Annotated in this window: 14 protein-coding genes; 5 read left to right on the top strand and 9 right to left on the bottom strand. The window is 63.7% G+C overall.

What is annotated here, in order from left to right; all coding sequences use genetic code 11:
• Positions 1 to 37: 37 nt before the first annotated feature.
• Together AC5J09_RS14885 and mscL are read right to left on the bottom strand one after the other, a co-directional pair.
• A complete protein-coding gene (locus AC5J09_RS14885) occupies positions 38 to 1,204 on the bottom strand; it encodes a pyridoxal phosphate-dependent aminotransferase (RefSeq protein WP_338278022.1) in 1,167 nt (388 codons plus the stop codon).
• 133 nt (positions 1,205 to 1,337) lie between these two features.
• Positions 1,338 to 1,766 (bottom strand): large conductance mechanosensitive channel protein MscL, encoded by a 429-nt coding sequence (gene mscL / locus AC5J09_RS14880; RefSeq protein WP_018094141.1) that lies wholly within the window; start codon positions 1,764 to 1,766, stop codon positions 1,338 to 1,340.
• A gap of 218 nt (positions 1,767 to 1,984) precedes the next feature.
• On the opposite strand from mscL, the gene AC5J09_RS14875 reads away from it, so the two are divergent.
• The gene (locus tag AC5J09_RS14875) at positions 1,985 to 5,491 is read left to right on the top strand and encodes a hybrid sensor histidine kinase/response regulator (protein WP_494297909.1); all 3,507 of its coding nucleotides are present in this window, start codon (positions 1,985 to 1,987) and stop codon (positions 5,489 to 5,491) included.
• Between the two features lie 181 nt (positions 5,492 to 5,672).
• Here the strand turns inward: AC5J09_RS14875 and AC5J09_RS14870 are convergent, their stop codons facing one another.
• The gene (locus AC5J09_RS14870) at positions 5,673 to 6,320 is read right to left on the bottom strand and encodes a response regulator (protein WP_029959395.1); all 648 of its coding nucleotides are present in this window, start codon (positions 6,318 to 6,320) and stop codon (positions 5,673 to 5,675) included.
• A gap of 140 nt (positions 6,321 to 6,460) precedes the next feature.
• Complete coding sequence (locus AC5J09_RS14865) at positions 6,461 to 6,898, bottom strand: hypothetical protein (protein ID WP_100669655.1); 438 nt, start codon at positions 6,896 to 6,898, stop codon at positions 6,461 to 6,463.
• A 120-nt stretch (positions 6,899 to 7,018) separates the two neighbouring features.
• Here AC5J09_RS14865 and AC5J09_RS14860 point away from each other — a divergent pair, with 120 nt between their 5' ends.
• Complete coding sequence (locus AC5J09_RS14860; protein WP_100670017.1) at positions 7,019 to 7,366, top strand: DUF952 domain-containing protein; 348 nt, start codon at positions 7,019 to 7,021, stop codon at positions 7,364 to 7,366.
• On the top strand, positions 7,363 to 8,451 hold the full coding sequence (locus AC5J09_RS14855) for a quinone-dependent dihydroorotate dehydrogenase (RefSeq protein WP_494297908.1): 1,089 nt from the start codon (positions 7,363 to 7,365) through the stop codon (positions 8,449 to 8,451). The genes AC5J09_RS14860 and AC5J09_RS14855 overlap by 4 nt, the downstream gene beginning before the upstream one ends.
• On the opposite strand, the gene AC5J09_RS14850 is transcribed toward AC5J09_RS14855, so the two are convergent.
• The 3 genes from AC5J09_RS14850 to AC5J09_RS14840 are packed head-to-tail and all read right to left on the bottom strand — an operon-like array spanning position 8,427 to position 10,613.
• A complete protein-coding gene (locus tag AC5J09_RS14850) occupies positions 8,427 to 9,794 on the bottom strand; it encodes an MATE family efflux transporter (protein WP_494297907.1) in 1,368 nt (455 codons plus the stop codon). The genes AC5J09_RS14855 and AC5J09_RS14850 overlap by 25 nt on opposite strands.
• 46 nt (positions 9,795 to 9,840) lie before the next feature.
• Positions 9,841 to 10,344 (bottom strand): CAP domain-containing protein, encoded by a 504-nt coding sequence (locus tag AC5J09_RS14845; RefSeq protein ID WP_018094134.1) that lies wholly within the window; start codon positions 10,342 to 10,344, stop codon positions 9,841 to 9,843.
• 2 nt (positions 10,345 to 10,346) lie between these two features.
• Complete coding sequence (locus AC5J09_RS14840) at positions 10,347 to 10,613, bottom strand: DUF6460 domain-containing protein (RefSeq protein WP_003530117.1); 267 nt, start codon at positions 10,611 to 10,613, stop codon at positions 10,347 to 10,349.
• Positions 10,614 to 10,760: 147 nt separating this feature from the next.
• Between AC5J09_RS14840 and AC5J09_RS14835 the strand changes: the two genes are divergently transcribed.
• Both AC5J09_RS14835 and AC5J09_RS14830 read left to right on the top strand, forming a co-directional pair.
• Positions 10,761 to 11,699, top strand: a complete 939-nt coding sequence (locus AC5J09_RS14835) for a class I SAM-dependent methyltransferase (protein ID WP_494297906.1) — start codon at positions 10,761 to 10,763, stop codon at positions 11,697 to 11,699.
• Between the two features lie 112 nt (positions 11,700 to 11,811).
• Positions 11,812 to 12,447, top strand: a complete 636-nt coding sequence (locus tag AC5J09_RS14830) for a YitT family protein (RefSeq protein ID WP_324762855.1) — start codon at positions 11,812 to 11,814, stop codon at positions 12,445 to 12,447.
• Positions 12,448 to 12,536: 89 nt separating this feature from the next.
• Here the strand turns inward: AC5J09_RS14830 and AC5J09_RS14825 are convergent, their stop codons facing one another.
• Positions 12,537 to 12,998 carry a carboxymuconolactone decarboxylase family protein gene (locus AC5J09_RS14825; RefSeq protein WP_100669660.1) on the bottom strand — a complete coding sequence of 154 codons (462 nt, stop codon included), beginning with the start codon at positions 12,996 to 12,998 and terminating at the stop codon, positions 12,537 to 12,539.
• A 38-nt stretch (positions 12,999 to 13,036) separates the two neighbouring features.
• A complete protein-coding gene (locus tag AC5J09_RS14820) occupies positions 13,037 to 13,543 on the bottom strand; it encodes an Rrf2 family transcriptional regulator (RefSeq protein ID WP_494297905.1) in 507 nt (168 codons plus the stop codon).
• Positions 13,544 to 13,595: the final 52 nt, after the last annotated feature.

Below are 13,595 nucleotides of genomic sequence, written 5' to 3'. Positions count from 1 at the left end.
TTTTACCGATTGGCCGTATCCTCGCCGAAATGCCCCGTCAGCGGCTGAGGATGTAGCGCTGCAAGCGCTCCGCGGCCTCGGCGATCTGGAGCGGATCACGCAGGAAGCAGGCGCGCATGAAAAGCGCTCCGCCCTCGCCGAAGGCCGTCCCCGGCGCCAGACCGACGCCGGTCCGGTCGACGAGGTCGAGCGCCGCGGCCCGCGAGTCGGTGACGCCGTCGATCTTCAGGAAGGCGTAGAGCGCGCCATCGGGTTTCAGCGTTTCGACGCGGTTGGTCGCGATCAGCGCGTCGCAGAACGTATCGCGGTTGCGCTTCGCCTTGGCAATGTTCTCGTCGACGAAGCCGTCGCCTTCATCGAGCGCGGCGACTGCCCCGCGCTGCATGAACTGCGCGACACCGGAGGTCGAATACTGGATGAGATTTTCGAGCACCTGCCCCATCGCCGGCGGCGCGACGATCCACCCGACGCGCCAGCCGGTCATGGACCAGTTCTTGGAAAAGGAATTGACGAAGAGGATGCGGTCATCCTCCTCCATCACGTCGAGGAAGGACGGCGCCCGGCCGCCGAGATAATAGTAGAGCGCGTAGATCTCGTCGGCGATGATCCAGAGTCCATGTTTACGCGCGAGCGCCAGAATGGCCTTGAGATCCTCGTAAGTGGCGGTCCAACCGGTGGGGTTGGACGGCGTGTTGATGAACAGCGCCCGCGTCCTCTCCCCGATCGCCGCCTGAAGACGTTCGGGATCGAGCTGCCATTTGCCGCCTTCGAATTGCAATGGAACGGCGACCGGGCGAACGCCGGAGAGGTCCGCAGCAGCCGCGAAATTCGGCCAGGCGGGCGTCAGCAGGACCACCTCGTCGCCGGGAGAGCCTACCGCTTCGATCGCAAGCTTGATCGCCTGCATTCCCGAACCGGTAACATAGAAATTCTCAGGCGAAAGCGCCTTCTGGAACCGGCGCTGGTAATAGCGGACCAGCGCCTCGCGCAGCGGCGGGATGCCGCGCTGCCAGGTGTAGAAGGTCTCGCCGGCCATCAACGCGTCGGCCGCCGCGCGACTGACGAAATCCGGCGTCGGCAGATCACCTTCGCCGACCCAGAGCGGGATCAGTCCTTCGCGCCCGCGCGCATAGTTGACCACTTCGACGATGCCGCTTTCGGGCGCTGCCGTCGCGCGGGGGCTGAGACTGGTCATGATCGTCATCGGCGGGCTCCTGATTGCCCGCCGTTTCTAGACGCTTTGGCGTCGGCGATCACGCGAATTTCTCTGACCTGTTTATCGAATTTTGTGATGTTTCCATCACTCGGCGGCACCGGACCGCCGCGTGATCCGCGTCTCAGGCGCGCTGCTTCAGGAGATCGCGAATTTCGGAGAGAAGCAGGATGTCCTGCGGCGGAGGTGCGGACGGGGGCGGCGCCTTATCCCTTTCCACCGACGCACGCGCGCGATTCACGAGCTTGATCAGCAGGAAGATGATCCAGGCGAGAATCAGGAAGTTGATGAGCACCGTGATGAAATTGCCATAGGCAAAGACCGCGCCCTGTTCGCGTGCGGCTGCGAGCGTCGGCGCGGTAACACTGGCGGAGAGCGGCAGGAAATAGTTGGAGAAGTCGAAGCCGCCGCCGGTGATCGCTCCCACGACCGGCATGACGAGGTCGTTGACGACCGAATCGACGATCTTGCTAAAGGCCGCACCGATGATCACGCCGACCGCAAGGTCCATGACGTTGCCGCGGGCGATAAACTCCTTGAATTCGTTCAGCATGCCTCTCTCCTCGAAATACCCCCGAACGTCCACCCGCACCTGTCTTGCGCGGCAACCGCCGGTAGGAATCTAGACCAAAGCCCCGCGTGAGGAAATCGCACTCCTTGCATTTGGTCAAGCGCTGCGGATATCGGCGCGTTATCTTGAACTTAAGACTGATGCACCGCCGATTTCCAACCAAATGGACTTGCCCTATGCTGGCAGCGGAGGAGTGAGGCATGCTTTCGGGTTCGGTCATTTTTGCCTCGGCCTTCGCCTATCTGTTGCTGCTCTTCGCAGTTGCAAGCTATGGCGACCGGCGAGCCAGACGAAACAAGATTGCCGAGAAGGGCAGGCCGCTCGTCTATGCGCTGAGCCTGGCGATCTACTGCACCTCCTGGACCTATTTCGGCGGCGTCGGCCTTGCGGCGGAGCGCGGACTCGAATTCACCGGCATCTACATCGGTCCGATCCTGATGTTCACGTTCGGCATGCCGCTGATCCGCCGCATCGTTCGGCTCGCCAAGACCGAAAAGCTAACCTCCGTCGCCGATTTCGTGGCTGCGCGCTACGGCAAGAACCCGGCCGTTGCGGCAATCGTCGCGCTGATCTCGCTCGTCGGGGCCATTCCCTATATCGCATTGCAGCTCAAGGCGGTGTCGAGTTCGGTCGCCACGATGATCGACACCAGCGACTACGGCATAGGTTCGGGCGAGAACTTCGTCGACCTGCCGCTTCTGGTCACGCTCTTTCTCGCCTGTTTCGCGATCGTCTTCGGTACACGCCACACGGATGCGACGGAACACCAAGACGGCCTGATCCTCGCGATCGCGATGGAATCGGTCGTCAAGCTCGTGGCGATGCTCACGGTGGGCATCTATATCGTCTTCTTCCTGTTCGGCGGGCCTGCAAATCTATGGGCAGAAGCGCAGCAGAGTCCCACGGTGCTCGCCGCGCTCGAATACCAGACGCCGGTCGCGCGCTGGATTCTGATGATCGCGCTTTCCGCCTTCGGCATCATCATGCTTCCCCGGCAATTCCACGTGACGGTCGTGGAAAACCGCACCGATAACGAACTGCGCACGGCGGGCATCCTCTTCCCGCTCTATCTAATCGCAATCAACGCCTTCGTCCTGCCGATCGCGATCGCCGGCATCCTGACCTTCTCCGGCTCCGGCAATGCGGATCTCTATCTTCTGGCACTGCCGCTTGCCGGCGACGTGCCGCTCGTCACGCTTTTCACCTTCATCGGCGGCTTCTCCGCGGCGACCGCCATGGTCATCGTCGCTTCGGTCGCGCTCTCGATCATGGTTTCGAACGACATCGTCATGCCGGTATTCCTGCGCCGCAGGCTCGGCACGCGCGGCTCTCTCCAGGAGGACATGGCCGGTACGCTCCTCAATATCCGCCGAACGGCGATCTTCGTCGTCCTCTTCCTCGGCTACGGCTATTATCGCGCCGCCGATATCAGCGCCGGGCTTGCCTCGCTCGGACTGCTCTCCTTCGCCGCCATCGCGCAGATGGCGCCGGCGCTCCTCGGCGGTCTCGTCTGGCGGCAGGCCAATGCCCGCGGCGCGATCGCCGGGATGGTCAGCGGCTTCCTCGTCTGGGCCTATGTCCTTTTCCTGCCGAGCCTCGGCGGGCCGGACAATTCCCACATCGCCTCCACGGTGCTCAGCTTCCTGCTGCCCTTCGCCGATCTCTTCTCCGGCGCCCATTCAGACCCGCTGGTAAATGCGACGGCTCTCAGCATGCTCGTCAATGTCGCGGCCTATATCGTGGGTTCGCTGACGCGCGCGCCCAAACCCTTGGAGCGTTTCCAGGCGGGCGTCTTCATCACCCGCCGCTCACGCACCGAGCGGACCTTCCGCGGGCGCAAGACCAAGGTGACGGTGCGCGACCTCAAGACGACGATCGGCCGTTACATGGGCGAGGAGCGCATGCAGCGCTCCTTCCATACCTATGAACAGCAATCCGGCCGCTGGCTCGACGACAACGCCTCCGCCGACATGGCGCTTGTCCACTTCTCGGAACAATTGCTCGGCAGCGCGATCGGCTCGTCTTCCGCCCGGCTCGTCCTTTCACTTGTCCTGCAGCGCATGGACGACACCTCCTCCGACACCGCCTGGCTGCTCGACCAGGCAAGCGAGGCGCTCCAATACAACCAGGACATGCTGCATACGGCACTCTCGCAGATGGACCAGGGCATTGCCGTCTTCGACAACGCCAACAATCTCATCATCTGGAACCGCCGTTTCCGGGAACTCCTGGATCTCCCCGAGGCCGCCGGACAGGTGGGCTTTCCGCTGGCCGACATCGTCGCGATCCTTGCCCGCCGCGGGGATGTCCGCCAGGATGAGGAGAAGGCGCTGATCGCCAACTTCCTGACGCTCGACAAGCCGTTCCTGCTCGAACTCGAAGGCGGCGCCCGCATCCTGGAGGTCAGAAGCAATGCCATGCCCGACAAGGGCATCGTCACGACCTACACCGACATAACCCAGCGCGTCGCGGCCGACATGGCGCTCAAACAGGCGAACGAAACGCTGGAACTGCGCGTCGCCGAGCGGACGGGAGAACTCACACGCGTCAACCGCGAACTGGGCGAGGCAAGGGCGGCCGCCGAGGAGGCGAATATCGGCAAGACCCGCTTCTTTGCCGCTGCCGGTCACGACATCCTGCAGCCCTTGAACGCGGCACGGCTCTACTCCTCGTCGCTGGTCGAGCGACTCGGAGATTCCGACAACCGGGCGCTGGTGCAGAACATCGACTCATCGCTCGAATCGGTGGAAGCCATCCTCGGCGCCGTGCTCGACATTTCGCGGCTCGACACCGGCGCGATGAAGCCGCGCCTGCAATCCGTGCCGCTCGACGAATTGCTCAGGCGGATCGAGACGGACTTTGCGCCGATGGCGAGGGCGAAGGATATCGAACTCGTCATCATGCCGACATCGCTCGCGGCGCGCAGCGATCCGAACCTGCTCCGGCGCCTCGTCCAGAACCTCGTATCGAACGCCATAAAATACACACTTCGGGGCAAGGTGCTGGTGGGCGTGCGCCGGCACGGACAGACGGCGACGATCGAAGTCCTCGATTCGGGCATCGGAATTCCAACATCGAAATTCCGCACCGTCTTCAAGGAATTCGCGCGCCTCGAAGAAGGCGCGCGAACCGCGTCGGGGCTCGGCCTCGGTCTCTCCATCGTCGACCGCATCTCGCGCGTTCTCAATCACCCGGTCGGCCTGCAATCGAAGCCCGGGAAAGGCACCGGCTTCAAGGTCAGCGTGCCGCTCGACAAGAGCGCCGGCGGCAGGGTCAGGCCGCAACCCGTCGCAGCGGCGAAAACGAGCGAAGCACTGGCCGGGCTGAACGTCATCTGCATCGACAACGAGCCGAAGATTCTCGAAGGCATGGCCCTGCTGCTCGGCGGCTGGGGCTGCAGCGTGACGACCGCCGAGTCGCTCGCAGCCTGCACTGAAATGGCGCCCGGCAGACTGAGCGTGCGTCCCGACGCGATCGTCGCCGACTATCACCTCAGCGACGGCACCGGTGTCGAGGCGATCGCCGCGATCCGCGGCCTCTGGCAGGAGAGTATCCCCGCACTCATGGTAACCGCCGACCGGTCACCGGAAGTGCGCGGCGCCGCCGAACGGGACGGCGTCTCGCTGCAGCACAAGCCCGTCCGCCCGGCCGCTCTGCGCGCCTGGCTCACGCAGCTTGCGGCGGCGGGACGCGCCGCGGCGGAATAGCGGCGGAATAATTGGCTTAGCTCGGGATCGCCCCTCATCCGGCCTGCCGGCCACCTTCTCCCCCAGGCGGGGCGAAGGGACAAGCCGCCAACTCCTGACGCACCCTCACCCCTCAAAAACGGGGAGAGGGTCGCGGCAGCGGGATGAGGGGCAAAAATCTCCAGCGTCGGGAGCGGCGGCCTCAGGCCGCCGCGACCGTCCCCAGCTTCGATAGCTGGATCACCGCCTGTGTACGGCTGTCGACGTTGAGCTTCAGGAGGATCGCCGAGACATGCGCCTTGATCGTCGCCTCGGAGACGCCGAGTTCATAGGCGATCTGCTTGTTGAGCAGCCCCTCGGCGAGCATCGAGAGGACGCGGGACTGCTGCGGCGTCAATGTCTGCAGCCGGTGCAGCAGGTCGGCAACCTCCGGCTCGTATTCCTGGTTCTGGTCGTAACCGGCCGGGACGAACACCTCGCCGGCCATCACCTTTGCGATGCCTTCACGGATTTCCTCGATACCGGCCGATTTGGACAGGAACCCTGCCGCGCCCAGGTCGAGCGCACGATGGATGGTCGCCGGATCGTCATGGGCCGAGACTATCATCACGGGCAGGCTCGGAAACTCGGCACGCAGCGCGATCAGCCCCGAAAGCCCGCTCACGCCCGGCATCGTCAGGTCGAGCAGCATCAGATCGGCGTCCGGGTTGTCGGCCGCAGCCCTGCGCGCAGCGGCGAAATCTCCGGCCTCGACGATGGCCGGTGCGCCCGCCATGCCGCTCAGCGCCTGGCGCATTGCGCCACGAAAGAGCGGGTGGTCGTCGGCGATGATGATGGTCATTTCCGGCATGATGACGCTCCCTCCCAAGAGCCTCGGCTGCCATCCTGCAGCTTTGCGCTGTGGATCTGCCGTATCATCTTATTCCCAAATGATCCCTGTTTCAGGGAAACATGCGCGGCGCGTGCCCTCCAGCACGTCACCGCTCGTTTTCAGGTCTTCTGCGGCAGATTCTCACCCTCGTCGGCGGAATCGCTGCCCTTGTCCTCGAATTCCTTCACGATTCCCATGAACTTGCGCACCATTCTTTCCATGATGCTCATTGCCCGGTCAATCTCTTCATCGTCGGGTAGCGCCGGTTCGGCCGCGGTTTCACCGCTTTCCACGGCCTTTTCCAGCGCTTCGATGCGACTTGTGAGGAGGTCGAGTTCGCGCTCGAATGCGGCTCTCTCGTCGGCCGCCATCCTGCAGATGAGCTCCCCGCCCTTTTCCTGGCACAAGGTGACCTCGCCGGTCTCGGTGTCGAGCCGGGCTAATCCCGTTTCCGACTTCTGCATGCTGTAGCGGCCGGGCGAGGCTTCCTGCGCAGCCGCCGGGGCAATGAGACCGAACCCCAACCCGACTGCGAGTATTGCGACTGCCTGTCTCATGACGTTCTCTCCGTTGAATGCTTACGGAAAATCCGCCTCGATCTCATGCTGTGCGGTGGACAGGCGCCGATATTTGCGGCAAGGCCATCACTCATGCTCACGACGGATAAGCGAACAAAGATGAACGCTACCATATACAAGATCGTTCCGGCACTTCTATGGCAGGAGGCGCGGCGGACCGGCGCGTTCGCAGGCGCGCCCGTCGATCTCGCCGACGGGTTCATTCATTTTTCGACCCGGGACCAGGTCGTCGAAACCGCCTCCCGGCATTTCGAGGGTCAGGGCGACCTGCTGCTCGTTGCGGTCGACGCGCCGGCGCTGGGCGACAAACTCGTCTATGAGCCCTCTCGCGGCGGCGCGCTGTTTCCGCATCTTTACGCTCCGCTCCCGCTTGACGCCGTATTGTGGGAGAAGCCCCTGCCGCTGCGGCCGGACGGTCAGCACAGCTTCCCGGAACTCGCCCCATGATCCGCCGGTTGGAGCACCTCGCACGGCGCGGCCTCTTCCTCTTCGATCCGGAAGCGGCACACGGCCTTTCGATCAAGGCGCTGAAAGGCGGCCTGGTGCCGAGCTGCGCCGCGCCGGCGGACCCCCGGCTCGGGCAAACCGTGGCGGGCCTCGTTTTTCCCAACCCAGTCGGCATGGCCGCCGGCTATGACAAGAATGCCGAAGTCCCGGAAGCGCTGCTGAAGATCGGCTTCGGCTTTACCGAGATCGGCACGGTAACGCCGAGGCCGCAGCCGGGCAACGACAAGCCGCGGCTCTTCCGGCTCGTCGAGGACGAGGCGGTGATCAACCGGCTCGGCTTCAACAACGAGGGGCACGGGGCGGCGCTGGCGCGGCTCAAGGCCTGCTCGCGCGAGGCGCTGATCGGCGTCAATATCGGCGCCAACAAGGACAGCGCCGACCGGATCGCCGACTACGTGACAGGCATCCATACCTTCCATTCGGTGGCACGCTATTTCACCGCCAACATCTCCTCGCCCAACACGCCGGGCCTGCGCGATCTGCAGGCGCGCGAGAGTCTCTCGGCGCTGCTTTCGGCCGTGCTTTCCGCCCGGGACGATGAGGCGCGAAAAAGCGGCCGACAGGTTCCGGTCTTCCTCAAGATCGCTCCGGACCTGACCGAAGAAGGCATGGACGACATCGCAGCCGAGGTGCTGGCGCATCGTCTGGACGGGTTGATCGTTTCCAACACGACGCTTTCGCGCGAGGGTCTGAAGGACCGGCGCCAGGCCAACGAAGCCGGCGGCCTTTCCGGAAAGCCGCTCTTCGAGAAATCGACGGCAGTGCTCGCCCGGATGCGCAAGCGGGTAGGACCGCACTTGCCGATCATCGGGGTCGGCGGCGTGTGCTCGGCGGAAACCGCAGCGGAAAAGATCCGCGCCGGAGCCGATCTCGTCCAGCTTTATTCCTGCATGGTCTATGAGGGACCGGGATTGCCCAGCCGGATCGTGCGCGGCCTCTCGGCCCTTTGCGAGCGCGAGAAACTTGACTCGATCCGCGACATCCGCGACAGCCGGCTCGACTACTGGAGCGGCCGGAACGTCTGAGCCGCCCGGCGCGGCACCATCAGCAGCAGGAAAGCGCCGCGCAGCAGCAGGAAAAGGTTGAGCGCGGCCCATAGACCGTGATTGCCGAAGGCAGGGACGAGCACGGCGAGCGCCGCCACGTAGCCGATGAAGGCGGCCAGCATCATATTGCGCATGTCGCGCGACCAGCCGGCACCGATGAAGACGCCGTCCATCAGGAAGGCGAGTGCGCCGGTCAGCGCCGTCACGGCCGCCCATGGCATATATTCATAGGCGAGCGCGCGCACGTCCGGCGCAGTCGTCAGCATGTTCACCACGGTGTTGCCGAAAGCGAGCAGGACGAGCGTGGTCGATGCGGCGAGGCCCAGCGACCACAGGGCAGTCATCCGCAGAACCCGGTCGAAAGCGGGGCGATAACCGGCACCGATCGACCGGCCCGTCAGTTGCTCGGCCGCGGTGGCAAGCCCGTCGAGATAATAGCCGGCCACAAGGAAGATCGTCATCAGCACGGCGTTTGCCGCAAGCGTCACCGGCCCGAAGGACGTCCCGATCCGGGTCACGAGCGTGAAGGCCGCCAGAAGGGCGAAGGAGCGGATCATGATATCGCGGTTGAGGCCGAACAGTTTCTTCAGGCGGTCGCCGGCAAAGATCATCGCCCAACCGGGCGCGTCCTTCCTGTCGAAGCGGCCGTAGACCACTGCAAAACCCGCAAGCGCGCCGATCACCTCACCCGCCACGGTGCCGATCGCGACGCCGGCCACGCCCCAGCCCAGAATGAGGCCGAGCAGGATCGAGAGTACGATATTGGTGCCGTTGATCAGCGTCTGCAGCATCAGGCCGAGCGTGCCCTCGCCGCGCCCGAGCACGAATCCGAGGATGGCGTAGTTGGCGAGGGCGGCCGGGCCGGAAAGGATGCGATAGAGGAAATAGGTTCGCGTCACCTCCGCAACTTCCGGACCGGGCCCCATAAGCCAGAGGCCGGCGGAAAGCAGGATGGGCGATATAAGCACGATGGTGCCGCCGGTGACGAGCGCGATCATGAGCGAACGCCAGAAGACCGCCTGCTGTTCGCGCCGGTCTCCCCGTCCATAGGCTTGCGCGACGAGACCCGTGGTTGCGGCACGCAGGAAATTGAAAGTGGTGAAGATGAGGTCGAACATCACCGCGCCGACCGCGAGACCTGCGAGCAGCTCTGCCTTGCCGAGCCGGCCGACGACGGCCGTGTCGACGAGGCCGAGCAGCGGCGTCGTCAGAAAGCCGAGCGTCATCGGCAGGGCGATCGAGAAGATAAGCCGGTTGGTGACCAGGAAAGGTCCGGCTTCGGGGTTGTCCGTGTCGCGCTCGAGGCTTTGCGTAGCCGTCATGATCCTGTCCCTACGGTCCGATTCCGTAGGTCACCCGGGAATCAGCTCAGCTGCAGAGCACCATGGCCCAATAGGGGCGGTTTCCGGAAGCGGAATTCTGCGCCACGGCGACGCCGAGCCCCCGGTAATTGCCGAGCATGTTTTCAAGATGCTTCGGAGAATTGAACCAGGCATCGTAGGCGCGCCCGGCGTCCTTCTGACCGACGGCGATGTTTTCGGCGGCCGGCAGCGTGACGCCCTGCCCCTTCATCCGATCGTAGAAACTGTCCCGCCAGCCGATATTGTGCCGCATCTTGCCCGCGCTCGCCATGCGTGCCGCCTGATGCATGGCCGCAACGGAAGCGACCGGGTCGCCGGAAAGCGCAGGAAGACCCCTGCCCTTGCGCAGCGTGTTGACGTAACCGAGCGTCGCTTCGGTCTGATCGCTGCCCGTACCACTGTCCGGAGAAAGGAGATTCGAGGTGGTGCAGCCGGTGATAAGACCGAGGGAGACCACGGCACCGGCACGCAGAAGCAGCCGTCTGCGGGCGACAAAGATCTGGTCGTGCATGCTTACCGTCGATAGCTGAAGAGACGCAGAATGATGAAGAGCGGAATGACGACGACCGCGCCGAGAAGCAGGTAGTCGCCCACCCGTCCGAGAGCCGCGAATCCGGTCCGCCAGAGATCGAGGAGGAAGTTTCGGATACCGTAATAGATATCTGCCGGATACCAGTCGAAGACCGTCATCACGAAGCCGACCAGGATCGACACTACCAGCAGCTTGACGAGCACGCGTAGCGGCGAGTCCCCCAAGAATTTATTTATTCCGTCCGACATCAGCGAGAACTTCTCCTGTTTCCCTTCACATAAGCCGCCATTCCCAAGCGTGCAAGGCATGACGGCCCGAGGTGCCGCTTTCAGAATCCGCTTGTATTTTACCTTTTGCGGCGTCAGAAGCGTCCATCGCAACCAAGCCGCATCTCCATGACCTTCAACCAGCTCTCCTCCGGCGACCTGATCGCCGACCGCCGCGCCGACTACGCGAAGATGCTTGCGGAAGCGGGCGATGCGCCAGGTGCGGCGGAACTCATGGCCCAGGCGCTGGAGCTTGCCCCGGAATGGGCGGCCGGTTGGTTCCGGCTGGCGGACTATGAAGAGAAATCGGGCCGAATAGAGGCAGCCGTCGACGCGCTGCGCAATACGCTTCGGCTCAATCCGGAAGACATATTCGGCGCCAGCCTCAAGCTCGCTTTGCTCGGCGCTACCGAGACGCCCGAACAGCCGCCGAGTGTTTACGTCGAGCGCCTTTTCGACGACTATGCCGAGCGCTTCGACCACGCGCTCGTCGAAAAGCTCGGCTACAGCGTCCCGGAGAAACTTGCGGCCCTGATCGACCGGGTGAACGGCGTCGGGCGTTTTCGCCACGTCACCGATCTCGGCTGCGGCACCGGGCTCTTCGGCGAACGTATCCGCGATCGCGCCGATTTCCTCGAGGGTTTCGATCTTTCCGCCAATATGCTCGCCAAGGCCGAAGCGAAGGGTGTCTATGACCGCCTCGCCCAGGCGGACCTTTCATTGGCTCCGGAGGATTCGGGCGTGTTCGGCGGGCTGGAACAGCGGCGTGCCGACCTTGTCAGCGCGGCGGACGTTCTGATGTATCTCGGCAATCTCGAAGGTGTCTTCGTCATCGCCGACCGCCTGCTCGCACCGGGCGGGCTCTTCGCGTTTTCCGCCGAGGATGCAGGCGGGGCCGACGGCTTCGTGCTGCGTCCGTCGCTGCGCTACGCGCATCCGGAAACCTATATCGCCTCCCTCTGCAAAGAGAGCGGTCTATCCATGATCGCGACCGAGCGCACGATCATCCGCAGGGATGCCGGCGAGCCCGTCGCCGGGATATTATTCCTCGCGCGCAAGCCGTCTTGATGCAGCTCCCCGACGCGTGCGGCGAAAATAGGTCAGCATTGCTTACATATTTTGCTTGAATTTTTTTGTGCGCTGCAGCAATGGTGATGTCGTCGCGATCTGAGGGTCAGCCATGGCACAGGCAAGCAGCGTTTTCGGTCTCTGGAATACAAGTCCCACACGGCACACGCCCGTGGAGGACGTTCAAGGCGTCTTTTCCGGCAGCCTCGTCGCCGCCCTCGGTCTCTACTTCCTGGCGAGCGCCGGACTTCTGACCGGCAGCACCGCCGGGGTCGCCTTTCTTTTGCATTACGCCACGGGCGTGAACTTCGGTCTCACCTTCTTCCTGCTCAATCTGCCGTTCTTCTACCTGTCGCTGAAGCGGCTCGGTCCGGCCTTCACGCTCAAGACCTTCATTGCCATCGCGCTCACCTCGTTCCTGACCGACATGCAATCGCGTCTTTTCGAGATCGGGCAGATTCACCCGGGCTGGGCCGCTCTCATCGGCGGCCTACTCCTCGGATACGGTCTCCTGGCGCTCTACCGCCACCGCGCGAGCCTCGGCGGCGTGGGCATATTGGGCATCTACCTGCAGGAGCGCTTCGGCATTCGCGCCGGTCTCGTGCAACTCGCGATCGACATGATCGTTCTGGCGGCAGCATTCTTCGTGACGACGCCGACGGTCGTCATCTGGTCGGTGCTCGGCGCGGTCGTCCTCAACCTTTTCGTGGCGATCAACCACCGCGCCGACCGCTACATCGCGCTGTAACAGCCCTATCGCTTCCGGGATTGCGTAGTCTCAAGTGGTCAGAGAGCGTGGTGCGGACCGAAACCCGCACACACTTTCCCCATCCCACTCTAAGCCGCCACGGCCGGCTCGTCGATCGGGGGCAAGGCGCGGAAGCCGACGCACAGCCGGTTCCACACGTTGATGGCGCCGATCGCGACGGTGATCTTGGTCATTTCCTCCTCGTTGAAATGTGCCTTGAGCGCCTCATAGGCGTCGTCGGGCGCGCGTGTCTCGGCCACATTGGTCAGCGCCTCGGTCCAGCCGAGGACCGCCCGTTCGCGCTCGTCGAAATGTGGCGATTCGCGCCAGACACAGACGAGGTTGATCCATTGCTGGCTGAGGCCGCTGTGGCGCGCCTCCTTGGTGTGCATGTCCACGCAATAGGCGCAGCCATTGATCTGCGATGCGCGTAGCTTGATCAGGTGGATAAGGCGGGGCTCGATTCCGGAGCCTTTGACATAGCTGTCGAGCGCGGCGACCGCCTTGTAGGCGTCCGGAGCGGCTTTCGCAAAATTCAGACGTGACTGCATGATCTTCTCCTGTTTGGCTGATTGGATGGTGGTTCACATCAGGCGGCGCTGCCCGATTTCCGTTCATGAAGGGCGAGAAAGCCGTTCGTTCGCGCCGCGATCGCCCCGTCGCGGTCGATAGCTTTCAGGTCGGCCATGATACCGGCGATGGTCACGCGCCGGAGTTCGGCGCGATAGGCCTGCTCGGCCCTGAGCATCGCGACATTGATCGTGCACGGCGCGGCCGGCTTGCAGGAATAGGGATTGGGGCCGCGAAGGCGGATTTCGTTGCAGCGAAAGGCGGGCTCCGCCCCCTCCACCGCGAGGACGATATCGAGCAGGGTGATCTTCTCGGGCGCGCGCGCAAGCCGGTAGCCGCCCTTCGGCCCCGGCAAGGCTTCGAGCAGTCCGGCCCCCGACATCGCCTGCAGATGCTTCAGCAGGTAACTGGTCGAGACGCCGTGGAACTCGGCGAGCGCTGCGGCCGACAGGGTACTGCCGGGCTGAAGACAGCTCAGCATCGTGACGCTGTGAATGGCCTGTTCGACGCCGTCGCCGAGTTTCATCTGCATCTCCTATCATAGATAAAATTTATCCATGATTCTCGCTCCGAGTCAA

Source organism: Sinorhizobium sp. (assembly GCF_059070375.1).
This window is presented reverse-complemented; position numbering and strand designations above follow the sequence as displayed.